This is a genomic window from Pannonibacter phragmitetus, assembly GCF_050510895.1.
Taxonomy (GTDB): domain Bacteria; phylum Pseudomonadota; class Alphaproteobacteria; order Rhizobiales; family Stappiaceae; genus Pannonibacter; species Pannonibacter phragmitetus_B.
The window spans coordinates 111,718-132,623 of record NZ_JBNINT010000001.1 but is presented as its reverse complement, the minus strand read 5'-3'; the positions used below and the strand labels follow the sequence as shown (position 1 = coordinate 132,623).

Below are 20,906 nucleotides of genomic sequence, written 5' to 3'. Positions count from 1 at the left end.
TTACTTGCCCGCAGCCGCAAGCCGTTCTTCGGCGAGGCGGTCTGCGACCGTCTCCGGGGGCAGGCCTTCAGCATCAGCGCGCTGGAAGATGCGGGTGAGGGTTGTGCCGATGGCGAGCGTTTTTTCACGGACCAGTGCATCGTCACCGCCCGGCGTTGCCAGTGCGATGGAAATGACGCCGCCTGCATTGATCGCATAGTCCGGCGCATAGAGAATGCCGCGGTCCTTCAGCGCCTGACCATCCGCCGGAGTGGCGAGCTGGTTGTTGGCGGCACCGGCGACGATCTTCGCCTTGATCTGCGGAATGGTGACGGCATTCAGCACCGCGCCAAGGGCACAAGGGGCAAAGACATCAGCTTCCACGGCGTGGGCCTCTGCCGGAGAGACGGCCACGGCTTCCAGTTCCGCCACGGCGCGGTCTACGGCTGGCTGGTGAATGTCGGAGACGATGAGCCGGGCCCCGGCAGCCTTCAACTGGCGCGCCACATCAAAGCCCACATGGCCGAGCCCCTGAACCGAGACGGTGCTGCCGTTCAGGCTGTCCGTGCCGTTGACATGGGCGAGCGCGGCGCGGATGCCGGCGAAGACACCAAGCGCCGTATAGGGAGACGGGTCGCCAAGGCCGGTGGCGCGGGTGCCACGCACATGCGCCGTCTCGCGGGCCACTTCTTCCATATCCTCTGCCGAAACGCCAACGTCCTCTGCCGTGATGTAGGACCCGTTCATGCACGCCACATGGCGGCCGAAGGCGCGCATCAGCGCTGGCGTCTTGTCCTTGCGCGGATCGGCAATGATCACCGCCTTGCCGCCGCCCAGATCAAGCCCGGCAAGAGCATTCTTGTAAGTCATGCCGCGTGACAGCCGCAGGGCATCGCGCAGCGCGTCCTCCGACGTCGCGTAGTGCCAGATGCGGCAGCCGCCGAGCGCCGGACCCAGGCGGCTGTCATGAACACACAGAATGGCACGCAGACCGGTTTCCCGGTCATGAGCAAACACGACCTGTTCGTGACCGGAAAATTCCGGGTGATCGAAGGCGGTCATCCCTTGCGTGGAAAAGGGAGCGTTACGGGACGGGGCGTTCATGATCCTCACTCTCATGCCAGGTCCTGTTCTGCTGACGCAGAAGGCCGTTGAAACGAAGGCTGATGAGGGAGAAAATGTCCGATCTGACCGGAAATTTGTAACTCATCTTGCGACAGATCAGCCCCGCTGAGGAAAACCATCTCAACTGATGCAAAAATCCGGAAAAAAGCTGCGATTCTTTTTGCCGCGACGCAAAAGACGCTTGCGGAATGTCACTGTCCTGCCCCTTCTCAAGGCAATGAGCCTGTCCAGAATCAGGCTGGAAACTGGCCGGAAGCAAAATGGAATCGCGCATGCCCATCGCTGCAAGCTCCGCTGTCACCATACATGCTGCCCACACGCCTGCGGCCCTATCCTTGCCGGGCCGCGCCGCTGCAACGATGGCTGGCATTGTGCTGATGATATGCCTGTTCCTGCTGGCTGCCGGCAGTGCCTCTGCCCATCCTCACGTCTTCGTCGAGGCCCGCTCAAAGCTCGTGGTGAATGACGATGGCCTCATCACGGCAGTGGATCAGGTCTTTCGCTTCGATGACGCCTACACGGCCTTTGCCATTCAGGGCTTTGATGCCAATGGCGATGGCATCTTCAGCCGGGAGGAGTTGGCAGACCTTGCCAAGGTCAACGTGGAAAGCATGGAGGAGTTCGGTTTCTTCACCTTTGGCGACAACACCAAGGTGGAGTTCGACTTCAACAGGCCGGAGGTCTACTGGCTTGAGGTGGTGGAAGTGCCCATCACGGAATACTGGGCGATGAAGCAGGAAGACATCGACGCCATCAAGGAAGATGCCGAGCGCACCGGCAAGCCGATGATGACGACGGTCAAGCTGCTGGAACTGCATTTCCTGCTGCCGCTGAAGGAGCCGTCGGATCTCGCCAATACAATCACGCTCGATGTCTATGATCCGACCTATTACGTCGACTTCCGTTTTGCCAAGGCGCCCGATGCGACGGGGCTGATCAACGCTCCGGCTTCCTGCACGGTCACCCGCCGCGAGCCGCCTCCGCTGGATGCTTCCACGGCCGCTGCGCTTGCACAGGTCGGCGCAGACCAGCGTGAGTTGCCGCCGGAGCTGGCCGATGTGGCTGCAGCTCTCGTCAATCAGATGATCGTCAATTGCGGACAGAACGCAGCCGGTGCCGTTGCATCCAAGCCGCCGTTCCCGCCAGTTACGCCGCTCAACGGCCAGAGCCAGAGCGAGAGCCAGACGGCTGCTGCAGAAACCAACGCAGATGCGCCGGCCGCAGACCGTCAGGCAGAAGCTGCGTCCCAGATGCCATCAGCGCCCATGGAAGGCGTGCCGTCCACCGCGCTCAAAAACAACGCGCTCGTCGGCAGCTTCTTTGCCGAAGTTGCCCGTTATCAGACGGAGTTCTATCAGAAGCTCATTTCCGCCCTGCGCAGCTTCCGCAACAGCCCGGATGCGGGCTGGCTGCTGGCGTTCCTGTCTTTCGCCTATGGCATTTTCCATGCGGCGGGGCCGGGCCACGGCAAGGCGGTGATCTCTTCCTATGTTCTGGCCAGCGAGGACACGCTGAAGAAGGGCATCATGCTCTCCTTTGCCTCGGCTTTTGCCCAGGCGCTGACGGCCATTCTGATCGTCTGCGGCGTTGCTGTGGTCTTCAACCTCACCTCGATTGCGATGCAGAAGACGGCGCTATGGCTGGAAATGGGTTCCTATCTGATGGTCACCGCGATGGGCGCCTGGCTGCTCTGGGTCAAGGCGTTCCGTCCGCTCGTGCTTGGCACGCCTGCGGGGCATGATCATGTGCATCTGCCGGGGGATGATGGCGCCTGCGCCACCTGCGGCCATGTGCATGCGCCCACCGCAGACATGGTGGCCGGGCGTCTGACGCCGGGCCGTGCGCTCTCGATCATTCTGGCCATTGGTCTCAGGCCCTGTTCGGGTGCGCTGATCGTGCTGGTCTTTGCCCTGTCGCAGGGCATGATCCTGGCTGGCATCGCCTCTACCCTGACCATGGCCGTGGGTACAGGCATCACCGTGTCGGTTCTTGCCACGCTGGCTGTCGGGGCCAAGGGGCTTGCGGCGCGTCTTGCCGGATCCGATGGGGTGTGGGCCTACCGGGTGCACCGGGGCATCGAGATTGCCGCCGCTGCAGCCGTGTTCCTTCTGGGCCTCACGCTGCTGATTGCCATGATCGGCTGGGGCACTGTCCCAGCCTGATCAGCCTTCGCCGCGCTTGCGGCGATAGGCTTCCACGGCTTCGCCAAAGGCGGCGAACAGCTTTTGTGAGGGTGTGTCGCAGCTGACCCAGTATTCCGGGTGCCACTGGGTGCCGATGGCGAAGTTCCGCGCCCCTCCACGGAGACGGCCTCGATGGTGCCATCCTCGGCAGTGGCTTCCACCACCAGAGCCTGACCCAGAACGCCGAGGCCCTGACGGTGCAGCGAGTTCACCTTGAACTGCGCTTCCCCAATGGCTGCCGCAAGCTGACCGTCTGCGCGGGCCTCGACCGTGTGGGCGAGAGCGAAACGTTCTTCCTGCTTGTCCGAGACAGGAGCCCGGTGATCGCTGCGCCCGTCCATCTCCTGAATTTCCGTCAGAAGTGTGCCGCCGAAGGCGACATTCAGCTCCTGCATGCCCCGGCAGATGGCAAAGACCGGCAAGCCCTTTTCCAGCGCCCGGCGCAGCAGCGGCAGGGAGGTGGCATCGCGGTCCGGATCATAGGGACCGTTCTCCTCCGTGGCGTCGCCGCCATAAAGGTCCGGATTGACGTTGGAGCGCGAACCGGTAGCCAGCACCCCATCCACCCGGTCCAGCACCGCGTCAATATCCAGCGCACTGCCGAGAGATGGCAGGATCAACGGAATGGCGCCAGCGCCGTTCAGCACGGCTTCCAGATAGGTCGAAGGAGCCGCATGCCAGCGGTAGCCGTCAACGGGTTTCACATCGGCGGTGACAAGAACAATCGGCTTGGACATTCGGGGCTTTGGAACCTTTGGCCACAGAACATGTTGGGCGCCAAGCTTTGCACGAACTGCACGTCCGCGCCAAGGGGGCGGAACCGGGCATATGGCACAGCACGGCCCTCATCCCAATTGCCGGATGGAAAGCCTCTAAAGCTTGCTGCCGAGACGGACGCCGGGGGCGGGGAACTGTCGCGGATCTTCAGATCAGGCGGGATCAGATGCAGCGTGTTGGACACGCGCTCGCCGCCGATCTGGCGCAGGATGAGGTCAGCGGCACGGCGGCCGATTTCATCCGGGTGGCTGGCGATGGTGGTGAGTGAAGGCGTGCGTGAGGCCGCGCCGTCCACATCGTCGTAACCCGTGACCGCAATATCCGGCCCCGGCTCCACACCGGCACGGCGCAGCGCGGGCATCATGCCGAGCGCCACAAGATCATTGAAGCACATGACAGCGGTTGGACGCTCGCCAGTGGAGAGAATGCGCGGGGCAGCCTCACGGCCATCAGCCTGGGTCATGAGTTCGGGAATGTCGATCTGCGTATCCGGGTCGATGCCAGCTTCCGCCAGCGCCTTGCGCCAGCCCGCATTGCGGTCACGCCCGGTGGAGCTGCCGCGCCGTCCGCCAGCCATGGCGATATGGCGGTGCCCCTGCGCGATCAGATGCCGGGTGATCATCTCGCCGCCCAGTTCGTCGTCGCCGCGCACGGCCGGGGCCCTTGCCCCTTCCACATCACGGCACATCAGCGTGACCGGGATGCCCTGATCGGTCAGCCTGTTGATCTCGTCCGCCGTGGTGCCCACCGATGAGCACAGGATCAGCCCGTCAGCACGGTGCTGCATCAGCGCATCCACAAAGGCGCGCTGGCGCTCCACGTTGTCGCGGTGATTGCAGATGAAGACCATCTGCCCCTGCGCTTCGAGAACATCTTCCAGCGAGCGGAAGATCTCGGCGAAGTAGGGATTGATGATGTCATGCACCGCAACGCCGACGATCTGCGTCTTGGCGGTGCGCAGGGAAGCAGCCGAGCGGTTGTAGATATACCCGACCTGACGGGCCATTTCCTTGATCTTGTCGCGCGTGGCCGAGGCCACCAGCGGCGAATCGCGCAGGGCAAGGGACACCGTGGCCGTGGACACACCAAGCCTGTCGGCAATGTCGCTGAGTGTCAGCCGTTTGCCGCGCGGCGTGTCGTCGCCATCGCCACCCATTTCGTCACGGGGCGTGTCTGCACCCATACGCGCCGTCCCTCACATGCGCCAAAGCAATTCCGGCCCGCTTGCGGGGAACCAGCCAGACAAAAGGCTGATAGACCGGCAAGGCCCTGAATCGCAAGTTCTATCGAGCATGCGGGGCATCAACGGGAAGTGCAAGCCATGCGGCGCACTTACCGGCCAAACCGTTTGAATTGCGGCGCACTGTCGTCAAACTCATTACGCAGATTGACCGTGACCTGACGGCTCATCCGGGCACAATCCTGAGGATCACAGTCGGTTTCCGGCCGTTCGATGCCATAGCCCTTGAACCACAGCCGCTGCGGATCCACGCCCAGGGCCACCAGCTTTTCGAAGACGGCCTTTGCCCGCTGCTCGGACAGGCGCTTGTTGGCAGCTTCTCCGCCAGGATCATCGGCGTGCCCCTGAACCTTGGCGAGCCACTGCGGATAGGCATTGAGCCAGGCGGCCTGCCGGATCAGGATAGCTTCGGCCTCAGGGGAAATGGCCGCCGAGCCTTCGGCGAAGTGGATGCGGCGGCCCGCATTCAGCATGAACTCTTCCTCGCTGCCCGGCTGAAACCCGGCCGCCTGGGCCGGCGTTGCCGGTGCATCGCCGTCCGTCAACCCGAGGCCGGCGCAACCGGCCAGCGGCATTACGAGCACCAGCGCCCGCAGTCCTGATAAGCCCCATCTTTGCACGAGAACGCCCCCGATCTTCGCCAAGCCCTTGCAGGAATTTCAGAGCATTCCTGCCGCGAGGCGTCAACGGAAAAGACTGGGGAGATCCGGCGAGCGGAGGCCTACCGCTTTTTGACGATCTGCTCGCGGTAGAGAATGTAGAGCCCGGAGCAGACGACGATGGACGCACCGATCAGGGTGGAGCTGCCCGGCAGGTCAGAAAAGACGAGATAGCCGAGACCGATCATCCAGATGATCTGCACATAGGTGAAAGGCGCCAGCACCGATGCGGGCGCACGGCGGTAGGCGCTGATCAGGATCCAGTGCCCCAACCCGCCAAATACGCCAGTGCCAAGCATCAGCCCCCAATGGAACAGGCTCGGCGGTGCCTGCCACACGGAAATGCCGCCCGGCGCCATCGCCAGAGACGCCACGGCGGCAGGAATGATCAGCATGCTCAGGGTGGAATCGGTGGTCGAGAGCATGCGCGTCAGCAGCGTGTAAAGCGAGTAGCAGACCATCGACAGCAGCGAATAGATCACCGCCCAGTTGAGCGGGCCGGAGCCGGGCTGCACGATGACCAGCACGCCGATGAAACCGACAAACACGGCCGCCCAACGCCGGGGTCCAACCTTTTCACCCAGCATCGGCACGGCCAGCGCCGTCACCAGAATGGTACCGGCAAACATGATCGACATGGTTTCGGCCAGCTGCAGATGCCGCATGGCAAGGAAATTGAACGAGGTGTTTCCGAGCAGGCAAAAGCCGCGCAGGATCATCAGCACTGGCCGGTCCGTGCGGAAATACTCCGGATGCGCCCAGATGCGGAACAGGAAGAAAGCCAGCACCATATGCGTGACAAAGCGCACCCACACGACCTGAAAGGCCGGCAGGTCGCGGACCAGATATTTGGCCGTGGCATCAAGGCCCGCAAAGAGGAAACAGGCAAGCAGAAGCATGCCGATACCGATGAGCTGGCTGCGCGATTCCTCACGCTGCCCTGAGCCGGATCCATCCGGAATGCTGGTCATGGATTTTCTTCCAGAAACGCCCGCGCCCAAAACGGCGCCGCTTCAGCACCTTAGAGCGAGTGTCCGGAGAACGGAAGCCCACAAACAGACCGAACGGTACGGTTCGCCCTGCCCTTTCGGTATGGCAGCCTTGCAACGAGCTGCTGTTCTTCTGTGAACGGCAGCTCAAATTGGGAAGGGTCTCAGCTTTCCGCCGCGGCCAGCGCGATCACGGCTGCCTTGGGCGCATCGTCCTCATCCGGCTCCAGCAGCTCTTCGTCGCCATCATCATCATCGAGAGACAGGGAGAGGTTTTTCTCGATCTGGCGCAGCAGCTTCTTCAGGCGCTTGCGGTCCTTGTCGTCAAGACCGGCGATGGCTTCCTTCTCGAGGCGCTTCCAGGCCTTGTCGACAGCCTCGATCCGGTCACGCCCCTCATCGGTGAGGAAGACGCGGGCAAGGCGCCCGTCCGTATCGGAGATCTGGCGGCGGACGAGCCCTTGCGCGGACAGGCGGGTGACCATCTTGGTCACGGTGGGCGGCTGGACGCCGAGCGCCAGCGCAAGCTGGCTCATGGTGCGGCCATCGCTGTCAGCCAGCACCTTCAGCACAAGTTCCTGGCCCGGATGCAGACCCGCGCGCATCAGATGGGTCCCGGCCCGCGCCCGCTGGGCCTTGGCAGCCTGCAGCAGCCGGAAGGTGACGCTCTTCTTGTAACTGAATGCCATGATCGCTCGCTCCGCAGTGGAAATGGCCAGCACGGCGCACCGGAAGAGAACGCCGTTTCGCCGGCACCCTAGCCGCGTTGTTTAACCGTCAAATGACACTCTGTGCCCCGGCTCAGAATTTTGCGAGCTTTGCTGCAACTTTTTTCACATAGCGGCCGCGGCTTTCCGGCGTGGAACTGTCCATCCTGTAGTGGGCAAGGTAAAGCGTCTTGCAGCGCGGTGCGCAGAGCGCACGCAGCCCCCGCATGATGGTCTTGCGTCCCGGCTCGCCCATCAGCTTGGAAACAAACCAGCTTGCCCCGCAGGTGGTGACGATGGCGATCTTGCGGATATGCTGCATTTTCGGCCGCATGCCGGTGTGCTCGGACGGCATCTCGAAGGTGACATGCGGCACCCAGACCCGGTCAAACCAGCCCTTGAGCATGGCAGGAAGCCCGAACCACCAGGTCGGATAGACAAACACCATCATGTCGCACCACAGGATTGCTTCCACATGCGCCTTCACGGGCAGCACGTTGCTCTCCAGATCGTGATAGCCGCGCCGCTCTTCCGCGCTCATGGCAGGGTCAAAACCTTCGGCATAGAGATCGATCAAGCGCACCTCATGCCCGGCCTGTTGAAGCACCGAGACAACATGATCACGCATTGAGGCATTGAAGCTTTCCGGAACGGGATGCGAATAGACGACGAGTGCCTTCACCTTGATGCCTCCGGCATCCCGGCCAGCACAACAGCTGGCCGGATCAAATGACTGGTCAAGTGGAGAGGGGCCGCGAACCGCATCTCAGGCGCGGGCAAGGCCCGGAAAGAGGAACACCTTGCCACTGCGGAAATCGTAGGACGGGTCTTCCCAGGCAATCATCTTGCCCGGATTGAGCAGGCCCTTGGGGTCCGCCTGCCGCTTGAAGGCAAGCTGCACCTCGTCGGTCTGCTTCATGCCCCTTCTTCCAGCGTGTAGCGGTGCGGGTTGAAGATCGGGCAACCGCCCTCCTCGTGAAGGCGGATGATCTCGTTCAGCCGCTCTTCGGAGGTGTAGCGCACGATAGGCAGGCCAAAGCAGGTGATCTTGCCGTCAAAACGCACGAACTCCAGATGCCCCGGCACCTCATCACCGAAGAGCTCACACATGCGGCGCACCTTCTCCACGTGATCGGGGAAGGGATAGAGCACCTGCAGATAAGTGATCGAGGGATCAACCCTCAGCCCGCGCAAGGTAGTGTGGTTCCAGGCCAGCTCATAGGCCGGCGGCAGAGACTTTCGCGTCGCCTCATCGGCCAGATCCGAACGGTAGAGGATCGAGGCGCGCCGGTCCGCTGCGGTGAAGGCGGCAAAGGCATCCATGGCGAAGGAGGCCACCATCACCACCACCACCGACTGATCGCGCCGGATATATTTCTGATGCCGCAGGAAATAGTCATGCGGCACGGGCGCGGCGATGGGGGCGATTTCCTTGACCAGCAATCCATCCTGATTGCCCAGCGCATCGGCAAAGCGCACGCCGTCCATAAAGGCATCGAAGCCGACGACCACGTCCACCCAGTCATAAGAAGCCGTCAGCGGCATCTCCACCTCGGTGATGACGCCGTTGGTGCCATAGGCATGCATGACCTTGTGCAGGTCATGGCCAGTCATCTCCAGCACCTTCGGCTCGGCCTCCATGGTGATGACGCGCAGGCGCAGCACATTGCCAAGATCGCGCAGCCCGCCCCAGTTGATTGAGCCGACGCCCCCGGAGCCGCCCGCAATGAAGCCACCGATCGTGGCCGTGCGATAGGTGGAAGGGTGCAGCCGCAGTTCCTGCCCGGAATGGGCGCGGGTCTCGTCATCAATCTTCGAGATGATCGCCCCCGGCTCGACCACCACAACGCCGGGACGGATGGACTTCACCTTGTTCATTTCGGCCAGATTGAGAATGACACCGCCCGACAGCGGCATGGCCTGGCCGTAGTTGCCGGTGCCAGCGCCGCGCACCGTCACCGGAATATCGAGGGCGTAGCAAGCCTTCAGAACCTCGATCACCTCCGCCTCGGACTTGGGCGTCACCACCAGATCACCCGTCACGTGGTCCAGCTGCTGCTTGAGAACCGGCGAATACCAGAAGAAATCGCGGCTCTTCTGTTTCACGATCTGCGGATTGTCCTCCATGGCAATCCCGGCGAGGTCCGCCTTCAGCTTTTCGAGCGCACTCATTCAGCAGCTCCCCGTTCAAGTGTCACGGCATTGGTCATCAGAGGGTCAAGTTCGCGGTAGTCCGGCAAGGTCATGTCGATGGTCCGGCCATGGCGCAGCACCGCCTTCAGCCCATGCGGACGGGACAGAAGCTCACTCCAGTTGCGCGCCCGCAGCAGCACCATGTCGGCCGGCGCGCCTTCCGTCAGCCTGCCCAGATCAGACCGGCCAAGCAGCTGCGCCGGTGTCCGCGTCACCGTGTTGATCCAGTCGCCTACCGGATGATCCAGTTGCAGGATGCGCGTTGCCTGGGTGTAGACCTCGATCAGGTTCATGTCGCCATAGGCGTAGAAGGGATCGCGGGTGTTGTCGGAGGCAACGGCCACCGGAATGCCGCGCGCCTTCATCTCATGCAACAGCGTAACACCGCGCCAGCGCGGTGTGCGCCCTGCCTGCCGGTCCTGCAGATACATGTTGCACATGGGCAAGGACACGATGCCAAGCCCGGCCTCTGCCACCAGATCCAGCGTGCGGCCGATCTCGTCCGGTTCCTGCAGCGCGAGGGAGCAGCAATGCCCCACCACGACCTGCCCCTTGAAGCCGTTGCGGATGGCCGCTTCGGCAATATGGTGCAGGGTTCGGGCACCGGTGTCTCCGGTCTCATCCGCATGGAAGTCGAGCGGCAGGTTCCGTTCGGCAGCGGCACGGAATATGGCGTCCAGATGCTCGTTGAGGCGCGGGATCATGTAGGTGACAGCCCCGAGCACGCCACCAGCGCGGGACACCCGGTCTGCGATTGCGGTCAGATAGCCATCATCCGCATCCAGCCGGTCAATGCCGAAGAGGCAGGCGGCCTGCAGCTCGATCCGGCCTGCCCAGTCCTCGCGCACTTCCTGGAACACGGGCCAGGAAATCGTCTCCTGAGGCGGCAGGCTGTCGAGATGGGTGCGGATCATCACCGTGCCCTGCGCATAGGCACAGCGGAGCGAAAACTCCATGCGCGCCCGCACATCTGCCGCCGTCCAGTTGGCCATGCGATCAAGCCCGACGGACGTCAGCGCTCCCATGAAGGTGCCATCCGGATTGGGACGGCGCGGCGTGATGTGGCCCTTGTCGAGATGGGTGTGCATGTCGATGAGGCCTGGCAGAACCATGCCGTCATCCAGATCATGGCAGTCACCGCAGGGCGCCGCCGGAATACCGCCGGAGGGGCGGATCATCTCGATACGGCCATCGCGCACTTCGATATCGACCTGCACCAATGCAGCCGGATCGCTGCCTGCCACGTGGTCCGGCAGGAGGGAAGCGGGCACTCTTGCGCGCTGGAAACGGGCGGTGCCGCGCACCGGGGCCTTCAGCAGCCAGGTCATGTCAATTCTCCCTGCGGATGGCGCTTTCATGCCAGCGCCGCAGCAACAGATGCGAAACAAGGCTGGTTGCTGCAAAGATCACAACACCCGTCAGGGACAGGAGGATCAAAGCCGCAAAGAGCCGCGGAATGTTGAGCCGGAACTGGCTTTCCAGCAGGCGGTAGGCAAGGCCGGACTGCGCACCGGCTGAACCTGCCGCAAACTCGGCCACCACGGCAGCAATCAGCGCCAGTCCGCCTGCGATGCGGAGGCCAGCCAGAAAATAGGGCAGCGCGGCGGGCAGCTTCAGATAAAGCAGCGTCTGCCAGCGGCTCGCGCCATAAAGCTCGAACAGGTTCAGAAGGTTATGATCCGTCGACTTCAGCCCTTGCGTCGTGTTGGACAGCACCGGAAAGAAGGCGACAATGAAGGCGCAGATCAGCAGCGCAGTCTGTGTTGTTGGCGCATAGATGAGGATCAGCGGCGCAATGGCGACAATCGGCGTCACCTGCAGGATTACCGCATAAGGGTAGATCGCGAGCTCGATCCAGCGCGACTGCGTCATCAGCACTGCCAGCCCCACGCCTCCGGCAAGCGCCAGCAACAACGCGGTGAGCGTGATCTTCACCGTGACCCAGAGCGCTCCGGACAGGGTGCCCCAGTCATTGTAAAGCGACTGAGCAACCCGGGCCGGGCTGGGCAGAATGTAATGCGGCACGTTATAGGCGCTGACATACCAGGCCCAGGCCAGCACCAGCAGCCCCAGCATCAGCGCGGGAACACCGATACGCAGCAGCCTGCCCGCCAGATCCGGCACTCCGGAGACAGGCGGAAGCTCCGAGCCCCCATCGCCGCGCTGTCAGCCGTTTCGCTCTTCTCAGCTGCCGTCATAGGTGGTCCCTCACATCCATGGCCGCATGCAGGGCCGCCGAGGTCTGGCGGCAATAGTCGTTGTAGATGGACGACGTGCGGAACTCCTCATCCCTCGGATAGGGCGCATCCACCACAAGATCACTCACCACACGCCCTGGCCGGGCCGCCATGACGACAATGCGGTTCGACAGATAGACACTCTCATAGACCGAGTGTGTGACGAAGATGACTGTCCAGCCGAACCGCTCCCACAGGCGCAGCAGGTCATTGTTCAGCTTGAAGCGGGTGATTTCATCGAGCGCCGCGAAAGGCTCATCCATCAACAGCAGCTTTGGCCGCGTCACCAGCGCACGGGCGATGGAAACGCGCATCTTCATGCCGCCGGAAAGTTCCCGCGGATAGGCCTCGTGGAACTGGCCCAGCCCCACCATCTCCAGCGCTTCGCTCACCCTTTCGCGCGCGGCGTCCTTTGAGACCCCTTGAGCCGCAGCGGCAGCCAGACATTGGCAAAGACCGTTGCCCAGGGCATCAAGGTCGGCTCCTGAAAGACGAAGCTGATTTCCGGATGCGCCTTGCCCAGCGCGTCATGGTCCGACGTTGGCCAATCCAGCGCGCCGGAGGAAATGTCGCCAAGGCCCGCAATGATGCGCAGTGCCGTGGATTTGCCACAGCCGGAGGGGCCCAGAAGGCTGATGAACTCCCCTGCCCCACATCCAGCGTCATGTCCTTCAGAGCAACGGTGCCACTGGAGAAGACCTTGGAAATGCGATTGAGACGTACAAGCGGACGGGAGGACCCAACATGGGGCGCAGCTGCGGCGAAAGCGGCAGAATGAGACAATTCGGACATGCCCTGACACAGGCTCCCTGACAGATAGACAACAGGACACCGGCTCACGGATGCATCGGCTGCATCACATGAGCGGCGGCTGGCAGCAGGCAGCATGCGAATGCCGCCTGCTGGAGCAGAGTGTCACTTCTTCAGGTTCATGCCCACGCCCTTGCAGACGAATTCGGTGGTGTAGATCGACTTGATGTCGATCCCGTCCTTCACCACGCCCGCCTTGACCATGCTGTCATAGAAGGCCTGCTGCTTGGCGTCCGTCATGCAGCCAATGCCCTTGTCCAGCGCCTCGCCCGATTCCACGAGACCGAAGGACTTCATGGTTTCGATGGAGAAGGCGATCTGGTCGTCCGTCATCTCCGGGTTGTCTTTCTTGATCAGCTCGTTGGCCGCCGTGTTGTCCCCGTAGAGATAATTGTACCAGCCCTCGATGGTGGCATCGACAAAGCGCTGTGTCAGATCCTTGTTGGCCTCAACGTAATCCTTGCGCCCCTCGATGAGGGTGGAATAGGTCTCGAAACCATAGTCAGCCAGCAGGAACAGTTTCGGCTTGATGCCGCCTTCCTTTTCAACGGCATAGGGCTCGGAGGTGATATAGCCCTGCTGCGCCGATTGCTTGTCGGCGAGGAACGGACCGGGGTTGAAGGCATATGGCTTGTACTGCTCATCCTTGAAACCCGGATAGGCCGACTTCATCCACTGGAAGTAGGAGGCAAAGCCATCCGTGCCCATAAAGATCGTGGGGAGCTTCGCCAGATCCTCGAATTTTTCCAGCCCGGCATCGGGATGGGCGATCAGAACCTGAGGGTCCTTCTGGAAGATGGCCGCCACTTCAACGACCGGAATATCCTCGGCCAGCGCATTGAGCGGCTGCAGCATGTTGCCGGCCATGTAGAACTCGACCTTGCCTGCCAGCATCAGCGCCCGGCTGGCCGCCTGCGGGCCGCCTTGCACGATCTCTACCTTCAGGCCGTATTTCTCATAGGTCCCATCGGCGACTGCCTGATAGAAGCCGCCATGTTCGGCCTGAGCCAGCCAGTTGGTGGCGAACTTGATTTCATCCAGAGCAAAAGCCTGACTGGACAGCACGAGGCCAAGGGCTGCAGCCCCGCCAAGAGAAGTCAAAAAGCGCATGTTGTCTTCCGCCTCCGTATTGCTTTTTAAAGCTCTGCCGCTGTGCCTCCTCAGGCCCTTGGAGCGGTTCAGGCAATCACGCTGAACTGACGCTGCAAGCCCCATGCCAGCCGTTGTCCGGCTGTAACTTGCAGATTCAATGGCGGCTTCCCGTCATCTGTCTGCCGCTTGGGCACTTCCGCCCCCGCTGGATCGGCTCCAGGCGGTTGCAGGCTTGCACAATCTGCAGGCATTTGCCACTCGGATCAGCATGCGCAACTCTTGCGCAGACGCAGTCCCGGCGGCACTCTGGCCTTCACAAGCGCCCAAACCACCCGGCAGCCATCCGGCTGCGACCCGCCAGAGGCTTCATGACACACTCCGTTACGCCAGCCACCATCCGTCCACCTTTCGCCCGCTACAGCCACGGCATCGAAGTGCCTGCCGGACACCGGCTGGTCTTCACTTCCGGCCAGCTTGGCATTGGGCCGGATGACGTGATCCCGCCGGGCGTCGAGGCCCAGACGCGGTTATGCTTTGGCAATATCCGCGAGATCCTCGCGGCCGCAGGCATGAGCCTTGCCGACATCGTGCGTATCAATGCCTTCGTCACCGGACGCGAGCACATGCAAGGCTACATGAAAACCCGCGACGAGTTCACCGCCACACCTCCTCCCGCCTCCACACTGATGATCGTCGGCGGCTTCACGCGGGAGGAGTTCGTCGTGGAAGTGGAAGTGATTGCCGCCAGGGCGGACTGAGATGCAACGAAAGCAGCCATGTTCAACAGAAACAATTTTTGTTGAACATGGCCGAGAAACGGCAGCCCAGACTGGAGAGACAGCCTCGACAGAAGCCTTGAAGCCGTGCCAGAAACCCGCGTGCGCATTCATGACTGCCTGTAGCACTAAAGGCTTGCAGTGACCGGTTGCGCCCCCGGTGAAATCCTGTGCGGAACTCGGGCAGGCAAGTGCCTGCTATCCAAGCCCGCAGGTCCAGCTTCAGAAGGACCAGACCGGACATGCGTTTGTGGATCAAGGACCCGATTGCCATTCTCGCCGAAGGAGCGGAACGGGGCATCGTCGTGGAAGACGGCGTCATCGTGGAACTGGTGGGGAAGGGCCGCGAGCCCATGCTGCCGGTTCAGGCCACCTTTGATGCCTCACGGCACGTGGTCATTCCCGGCCTCATCAACACCCATCACCACTTCTACCAGACGCTGACCCGCGCCCACCCGCAGGCGATCAACAAAGAGCTGTTTCCCTGGCTGCAGGCGCTTTACCCCATCTGGGCGCGCAACGTGACGCCGGAGACCTTCCGCCTTGGCACCCGGCTTGCGCTGACCGAACTGTTGATGTCCGGCTGCACCACGGCCTCTGACCACCACTATGTCTATCCGGCCGGCCTTGAGGCGGCGATGGACATTCAGGCCGAAGAGGCCGCGCGCCTTGGCATGCGCATGACCATCACCCGCGGCTCCATGAACCTCAGCCAGAAGGATGGCGGCCTGCCGCCCGACAGCGTGGTGCAGGATCAGGATGAGATCCTGGCCGATTGCGAGCGGGTGCTTTCGAAGTTCCATGACCGCTCGAAGGGCTCGATGCTGCAGGTGGCACTGTCACCCTGCTCGCCCTTCTCGGTAACGCGGGAACTGATGCGCGAAAGCGCGGCGCTGGCCGAACGTTTTGACTGCCGCCTGCACACCCATCTGGGCGAAACCCACGACGAGAACAGCTATTGCGTCGAGAAATTCAGCTGCCGCCCGGTGGATTATCTGGAAGACTGCGGCTGGCTGACCGGCCGGGTGTGGCTTGCCCACGGCATCCATTTCACCGATGACGAGGTGAAGCGCCTCGGCCATGCCTGCGTCGGTGTGTGCCACTGCCCCACCTCCAACATGGTTCTTGCCTCCGGCCAGTGCCGTACGAAGGAGCTGGAAGCGGCCGGATCGCCCGTTGGCCTTGGCGTCGACGGCTCGGCCTCCAATGACAACTCCAACCTGATGGAAGGCCTGCGCCACGCGCTGATGATCAACCGCCTCACCTATGATGCAGCCTCGGTCACCCATCACGACGTATTCCGCTGGGCAACGGAAGGCTCCGCCCGTTGCCTTGGCCGCGATGACATTGGTGCCATCCGGGTGGGGCTTATGGCGGATCTTGCCTTCTACACGCTGGATGAGCTTCGCTTCTCCGGCGCGGGCGATCCCCTGGCCGCCCTCATCCTCTGCGGCGCCCATGCCGCCGACCGGGTGATGGTGGGTGGAACCTGGCAGGTAACGGACGGCCAGCCCCACGGCGTGGACACGGCCCGCCTGCGCCACGAGCACGGCAAGGCGGCAAAGCGGTTTCTGGAGAGCTTGTAGGGCATAGGCGCAACGCCGCGCTTGTAACAGGCTCCGCCCCTTGCCTCGGCGCCGCCCCGGGCGAAGCGAAGCGCAGACCCGGGGCCTACTCGCTTGCAGAGAGGGCAAATGATGCGCCATGCGGGCGGCTCTCGTAAAATCGCGTTACCGCACCCTTTCAGACAACAGCTACGCTCTGGAAGCGAGTAGACCCCGGCTCGAAGGCCGGGGTGACCGCCTCGTGAATGGCTCCGCCGTGCGCAGTCCTTTAGGCCTCGCGGCTGACCTTCAGCGTTCCGGCCAGAAGCGGGATCAGCAGGGCGAGCAGAGCCACAAGCAGGAAGGATGTGCGCAGCGACAGGGCGTGGCCGATGAAGCCCAGAACCGGCGGGCCGAAGAGGAAAGCTCCATAGCCCAGTGTGGCGACGGAAGCCAGCGCCGCGCCCTTGGACGTGCCCGGTTCCGCCGCAGCGCGTGACATGGCCAGCGGAAAGATCACCGCATTGCCAAGCCCCATGATCAGGCAGCCTGCCCAGATCATCCAGACGGGACCGCCTGCAACAAGAAGCGCCGCACCACTGACGGCGGCAATGCCGCTGATCCGGGCGACCGGCACAGGGCCGAAGCGGGCAATCAGCTGATCGCCGGACAGGCGCATCACCACCATGGCCACAGAGAACACGGCAAAGCCGACCGCCGCCGTGGAATCGTCAATGCCGAGCTCCTGAATCTGATAAAGGGCAGCCCAATCCGTGATGGCACCTTCAGCCAATGCGGCCACCAGCGCCATGACACCGGCAAAGAACAGTGCTCCGCGTGGAATGGCAATCAGCGGTGCCTTTTCGCCGCCCTTCTCAGCCCGTACCGACACCCAGGGCGTGCGGAACACCCAGAGGATGACAGCCAGCAAAAGCACGCTCCAGCCCAGAAAATGCTGCGGCACCGTCAACTCCAGCATAAGGGCGACAGCACCCGCGCCAGCCCCAGCACCTGCGCCAAGGCTGTAGAGACCGTGATAGGAGGACATGACAGGCCGTCCCAGCATCTGCTCCACTTCCGCGCCCCAGGCATTCATCGACACATCAAGGCAGCCCATGGCAAAGCCGAAGAGAAAGACCACGGGCGCAATCAGCGCCACCGACGTGCCGAAGGAAAGGCAGGCAAACAGCGCCAGCGTCACAGCCACGGCCAACTTGGCCATGCGGGCAGCGCCCCAGACATCGACCATGCGGCCCGTGACAGGAAGAGAGATGAAGGCACCGGAAGCCATCATCAGCAGCACCATGCCGAAGCCGCTCTCATCCACCCCCAGAATGATCTTGATATCCGGGATGCGCGAAGCCCAGACACCAACCATCGTACCGAGAACAAGGAAAACCACGCCAACAGCGTAGCGCGCGCGGAGAACGGACATTGGAAATGTTCCTGAAAAGCGGCCGCCAGCAATCCGGTGGCGGCAGGGAGGAGCCTGCTAGTTAGGCAACTCGGGGAAACCTTTCAAGTGAAGATATGGTGACGCGGATCAGGCCACAAGCCCTGGCTGGCTGGAAGAAGCTGCACCGAAAAGAGAGCGAGCCTGCTCATAGGCGGCACGGGCGGAGGCCCGGTCAGCACGGCGGCTGTCCCCCGCGCCTTCATCTCCCGAAACGGAACCCCGCTCCTCCCCGGACGCGGGAGTGCCCCGGCCTGATGCCTGCTCACCGCTGTCCGCTTCCCCCTGCGCAGAGCGGGAAGACACGTCAGCGCTGCCCGCATCTTTCGCCTCGTCACCACCACGCAGTTCTTCCGCCGACTGAGCCCGTATCTCCGCTTGCGCTTCCTGCAATGTGGCACGGGCCTGCTGGGCGACGCGCAGATCCTGTGAAGAGGGTTCGGCAGGCGCGGTTGCCGCTCGAATGACGATCTGCATCTTTCGGGCAGTCGCCTCCGGTGTCCGCTCGGCGGAGGTGTCGATCTGCACCTCGCCGCCAATGGCATAGCGTTTCTTGTCCGGCCCCTGCTGGAAAGTGTAGCTGGGCGCACCGGCATGAGCACCGCCAACCCGTGCGTGAGCCTGCTCATGCGCCCGGACTTCCCGGTCGCGGGCCTGCAAGTCCTTGACCTGCTTCTGTTCTTCTTCTGTCAGGTTTTCGCCGGACGCATCGCTGCCACCGGAGCCGCCGCCCTCTTCTGCTGCCGGGGAGCCCCCTGACCAGCAGCTTTCCCGCCATCACTCTGCCTCGCCCCGGCAGAAGCCGCTTCTTCTTCGCCGGCAGAGCCGCCGCGACTACCCGTTGCAGATTGGGCCTGCGGCTCTTCACCCTCTGCACTCTGACTGCGCCGGACGTTGCGCAGGCCGCTGCCGTCTTCATTCAAACCTTGAAGAAACTGAACTGCATCCGCGCGAAGCGTCGGGGATGCACCGGAGAGCGCGGCTGCGGCTTGGGGCTGGCCGCACTGCGGCGTGCAGCATCGCCCCGCCCCTCGCGTTCACCTTGAGGAGCAGCATCCCGTATGGCAGCCGAGGCCGGATCGGCACGGGAGCCGATGCCGGCAGAAAGGCCTGCGAGCACACTCACCATGCCAGGAAAATACCTCTCCCCGATTGCCCGTTTCTTAACGGGCGTTAAGTCATTTGATCAGAATTGCGTGAAGCAAGGCAGGGGCAAGCCTCTCCTGATGCAACAAGGGGCATGACGGCAGGCTTGCACCCGGCTAGTCTGGCAACCCTGTCCTGATTGTCCCTTCAGAAGGTTTCACGAGATGCCCGCCCTGCCGCGCCGTTTCTGGCATGAAATGACCACGGCCGAATTTTCCGGCTCCGACACGCGCAACTGGATAGCAGTACTGCCTGTGGCCGCCATCGAGCAGCATGGCCCCCACCTGCCCGTATGGACCGACACAGCCATTGCAGAGGGGCAGATTGCCCGGACGATGGAGCTTCTGCCCGATGACCTGCCGGTCACCTTTCTGCCCGTGCAGCAGATCGGCAAGTCGAACGAGCACATTTCCTCGCCCGGCACGTTGACCATCTCCTGGGAGACGCTGACCCGCGCCTGGATCGACATCGGCGAAAGCGTCGCCCGTGCGGGCATCCGCAAGCTTGTGCTGGTCAACTCCCATGGCGGCAACGTGCCGATCATCGACATCGTGGCGCGGGAACTGCGCATCAGCCACGAAATGCTGGTGACCGCTACCGCCTGGTCCCGGTTCGGCCAGCCGGAAGGCATCTTCCCGGCGGATGAGTTCACTTACGGCATCCATGGTGGCGACATCGAAACCTCGATCATGCTGCACCTGCAGCCGGATCTGGTGCGCATGGAGAAGGCCGCCGACTTTCCGTCGGCGCAGCAGGACTTCATCAAGGAGTTCAAATACCTGCGCGGCCACGGCCAGCAGCAGTTCGGCTGGAAGGCACAGGATCTCAACCCGGCAGGCGCCGTCGGCAACGCGGCCCGCGCCACCGCAGAGAAGGGTAAGGCCTCTCTGGACCATGCCGCCAAAGGCTTCGTGGAATTGCTGAAGGACATTCACGCCTTCGATCTCTCCCGCCTCTGGTCTCCCGGCGCCTAAACGGCTCCCAAACAGCAAAATAACAGCCAGCTTCCAAGGAAACGTCATGAGCAAGCCCGACATACTCATCCCGTCCCCGCTCAGGGACATGATCATCGATGGCCTCGAGCCGCATTTCACCCTGCACAAGCTTTATGAAGCCGAAGACGCGGAAACCTTCCTCAAGGAGCGTGAAGCCATCATCCGGGGCATCGCGGTCAGCTTCTTCCACGTGGACCAGCCCTTCATCGACCGGTTCCCGAACCTTGAGATCGTCTCCAATTTCGGTGTCGGCTACGACAAGGTGGACGCCCGTCACTGCGGCACGCGCGGCATCATCGTCACCAACACGCCGGACGTGCTGACCGAGGAAGTCGCCGACACGGCCATCGGCCTGATGATCATGACCATCCGCGAGCTGTCCGCCGCCGAGCGCTGGCTGCGCGATGGAAACTGGGAGAAGAAGGGCGCCTACCGCCTTACGCCGGGCACCCTGCGCGGACGCACGCTTGGCATCTTCGGCCTTGGCCGCATCGGCAAGGCCATTGCCACCCGTGCCGAGGCCTTCGGCATGAGCGTGCATTACCATGGCCGCAGCCAGCAGGCGGGTGTGGACTACACCTATCATTCCAGCCTCGTCTCACTGGCCGAAGCGGTGGACACGCTGATGATCGTTGCACCTGGTGGCCCGGAGACCGAACATATGGTCGGCGAGCGCGTGCTGGAGGCACTGGGACCGCAGGGCGTGCTCATCAACATTGGCCGCGGTTCGGTCGTCAATGAGTCCGTCCTGATCGAAGCTTTGAAGAAGGGCACGATCATGGCGGCCGGCCTCGACGTGTTCGAGCATGAACCGCATGTGCCGCAGGCCCTTCAGGATCTGCCGAACGCTGTGCTTCTGCCGCATGTGGGCTCGGCTTCCGTCGCCACCCGCGATGCCATGGGCCAGCTGGTGGTCGATAATCTCAAAAGCTGGTTCAGCGTTGGCAAACCGGTAACCCCAGTTGCAGAAACGCCATTCCCCCGGATGTGAAACGCTTGAT

Annotated in this window: 17 protein-coding genes and 4 pseudogenes; 5 read left to right on the top strand and 16 right to left on the bottom strand. The window is 62.8% G+C overall.

The features are described from left to right. The gene (locus ACQB61_RS00630; RefSeq protein ID WP_430511065.1) at positions 1–1,083 is read right to left on the bottom strand and encodes a Glu/Leu/Phe/Val family dehydrogenase; all 1,083 of its coding nucleotides are present in this window, start codon (positions 1,081–1,083) and stop codon (positions 1–3) included. Continuing rightward, entirely contained in the window at positions 1,064–1,384 is a 321-nt protein-coding gene (locus ACQB61_RS00625) for a hypothetical protein (RefSeq protein WP_430511064.1), read from the bottom strand. Before ACQB61_RS00625 ends, ACQB61_RS00630 begins: the two co-directional genes overlap by 20 nt. Between ACQB61_RS00625 and ACQB61_RS00620 the strand changes: the two genes are divergently transcribed. After that, positions 1,377–3,266 carry a DUF1007 family protein gene (locus ACQB61_RS00620; RefSeq protein ID WP_430511063.1) on the top strand — a complete coding sequence of 630 codons (1,890 nt, stop codon included), beginning with the start codon at positions 1,377–1,379 and terminating at the stop codon, positions 3,264–3,266. The genes ACQB61_RS00625 and ACQB61_RS00620 overlap by 8 nt on opposite strands. Here the strand turns inward: ACQB61_RS00620 and ACQB61_RS00615 are convergent. From ACQB61_RS00615 to ACQB61_RS00565, 11 genes and pseudogenes are all read right to left on the bottom strand, one after another. Next, a pseudogene (locus ACQB61_RS00615) lies at positions 3,267–4,024 on the bottom strand (gamma-glutamyl-gamma-aminobutyrate hydrolase family protein). Positions 4,025–4,185: 161 nt separating this feature from the next. Further along, positions 4,186–5,220: pseudogene (locus ACQB61_RS00610) on the bottom strand (LacI family DNA-binding transcriptional regulator); the annotation flags it as partial. A gap of 176 nt (positions 5,221–5,396) precedes the next feature. Further along, positions 5,397–5,948: an OmpA family protein gene (locus ACQB61_RS00605; protein ID WP_430511062.1), complete on the bottom strand. Its 552-nt coding sequence runs from the start codon at positions 5,946–5,948 to the stop codon at positions 5,397–5,399. A 77-nt stretch (positions 5,949–6,025) separates the two neighbouring features. Next, positions 6,026–6,934, bottom strand: coding sequence for a DMT family transporter (locus ACQB61_RS00600; protein WP_430511061.1), 909 nt, complete (start codon positions 6,932–6,934; stop codon positions 6,026–6,028). A gap of 182 nt (positions 6,935–7,116) precedes the next feature. Next, positions 7,117–7,641 (bottom strand): MarR family winged helix-turn-helix transcriptional regulator, encoded by a 525-nt coding sequence (locus tag ACQB61_RS00595; protein ID WP_430511060.1) that lies wholly within the window; start codon positions 7,639–7,641, stop codon positions 7,117–7,119. Positions 7,642–7,753: 112 nt separating this feature from the next. Continuing rightward, the gene (locus ACQB61_RS00590; RefSeq protein WP_430511059.1) at positions 7,754–8,341 is read right to left on the bottom strand and encodes an NAD(P)H-dependent oxidoreductase; all 588 of its coding nucleotides are present in this window, start codon (positions 8,339–8,341) and stop codon (positions 7,754–7,756) included. 84 nt (positions 8,342–8,425) lie between these two features. Then, positions 8,426–9,831, bottom strand: a pseudogene (locus tag ACQB61_RS00585) (FAD-binding oxidoreductase). Further along, positions 9,828–11,180: a cytosine deaminase gene (locus ACQB61_RS00580; protein WP_430511058.1), complete on the bottom strand. Its 1,353-nt coding sequence runs from the start codon at positions 11,178–11,180 to the stop codon at positions 9,828–9,830. The pseudogene ACQB61_RS00585 and the gene ACQB61_RS00580 overlap by 4 nt, the downstream one beginning before the upstream one ends. A gap of 1 nt (position 11,181) precedes the next feature. Further along, positions 11,182–11,928, bottom strand: a complete 747-nt coding sequence (locus ACQB61_RS00575) for an ABC transporter permease (RefSeq protein ID WP_430514252.1) — start codon at positions 11,926–11,928, stop codon at positions 11,182–11,184. 118 nt (positions 11,929–12,046) lie between these two features. Then, positions 12,047–12,881 (bottom strand): annotated as a pseudogene (locus ACQB61_RS00570) (ABC transporter ATP-binding protein). A 123-nt stretch (positions 12,882–13,004) separates the two neighbouring features. Then, positions 13,005–14,009 carry an ABC transporter substrate-binding protein gene (locus ACQB61_RS00565; protein ID WP_430511057.1) on the bottom strand — a complete coding sequence of 335 codons (1,005 nt, stop codon included), beginning with the start codon at positions 14,007–14,009 and terminating at the stop codon, positions 13,005–13,007. A 350-nt stretch (positions 14,010–14,359) separates the two neighbouring features. Between ACQB61_RS00565 and ACQB61_RS00560 the strand changes: the two genes are divergently transcribed. Both ACQB61_RS00560 and ACQB61_RS00555 read left to right on the top strand, forming a co-directional pair. Beyond that, positions 14,360–14,749, top strand: coding sequence for a RidA family protein (locus ACQB61_RS00560; protein WP_430511056.1), 390 nt, complete (start codon positions 14,360–14,362; stop codon positions 14,747–14,749). Positions 14,750–15,009: 260 nt separating this feature from the next. Then, entirely contained in the window at positions 15,010–16,353 is a 1,344-nt protein-coding gene (locus ACQB61_RS00555; protein WP_430511055.1) for an 8-oxoguanine deaminase, read from the top strand. Between the two features lie 247 nt (positions 16,354–16,600). Here ACQB61_RS00555 and ACQB61_RS00550 read toward each other — a convergent pair whose 3' ends face one another. The 3 genes from ACQB61_RS00550 to ACQB61_RS00540 form a co-directional block, all read right to left on the bottom strand. After that, entirely contained in the window at positions 16,601–17,746 is a 1,146-nt protein-coding gene (locus ACQB61_RS00550; RefSeq protein ID WP_430511054.1) for an MFS transporter, read from the bottom strand. Between the two features lie 108 nt (positions 17,747–17,854). After that, positions 17,855–18,457 carry a putative metalloprotease CJM1_0395 family protein gene (locus tag ACQB61_RS00545; protein WP_430514251.1) on the bottom strand — a complete coding sequence of 201 codons (603 nt, stop codon included), beginning with the start codon at positions 18,455–18,457 and terminating at the stop codon, positions 17,855–17,857. Positions 18,458–18,683: 226 nt separating this feature from the next. Beyond that, positions 18,684–18,893 (bottom strand): hypothetical protein, encoded by a 210-nt coding sequence (locus tag ACQB61_RS00540; RefSeq protein WP_430511053.1) that lies wholly within the window; start codon positions 18,891–18,893, stop codon positions 18,684–18,686. Positions 18,894–19,074: 181 nt separating this feature from the next. Here ACQB61_RS00540 and ACQB61_RS00535 point away from each other — a divergent pair, with 181 nt between their 5' ends. Both ACQB61_RS00535 and ACQB61_RS00530 read left to right on the top strand, forming a co-directional pair. Next, positions 19,075–19,884, top strand: coding sequence for a creatininase family protein (locus tag ACQB61_RS00535; protein WP_430511052.1), 810 nt, complete (start codon positions 19,075–19,077; stop codon positions 19,882–19,884). A gap of 46 nt (positions 19,885–19,930) precedes the next feature. Next, positions 19,931–20,896, top strand: coding sequence for a 2-hydroxyacid dehydrogenase (locus ACQB61_RS00530; RefSeq protein WP_430511051.1), 966 nt, complete (start codon positions 19,931–19,933; stop codon positions 20,894–20,896). The last annotated feature ends 10 nt before the right edge of the window (positions 20,897–20,906 follow it).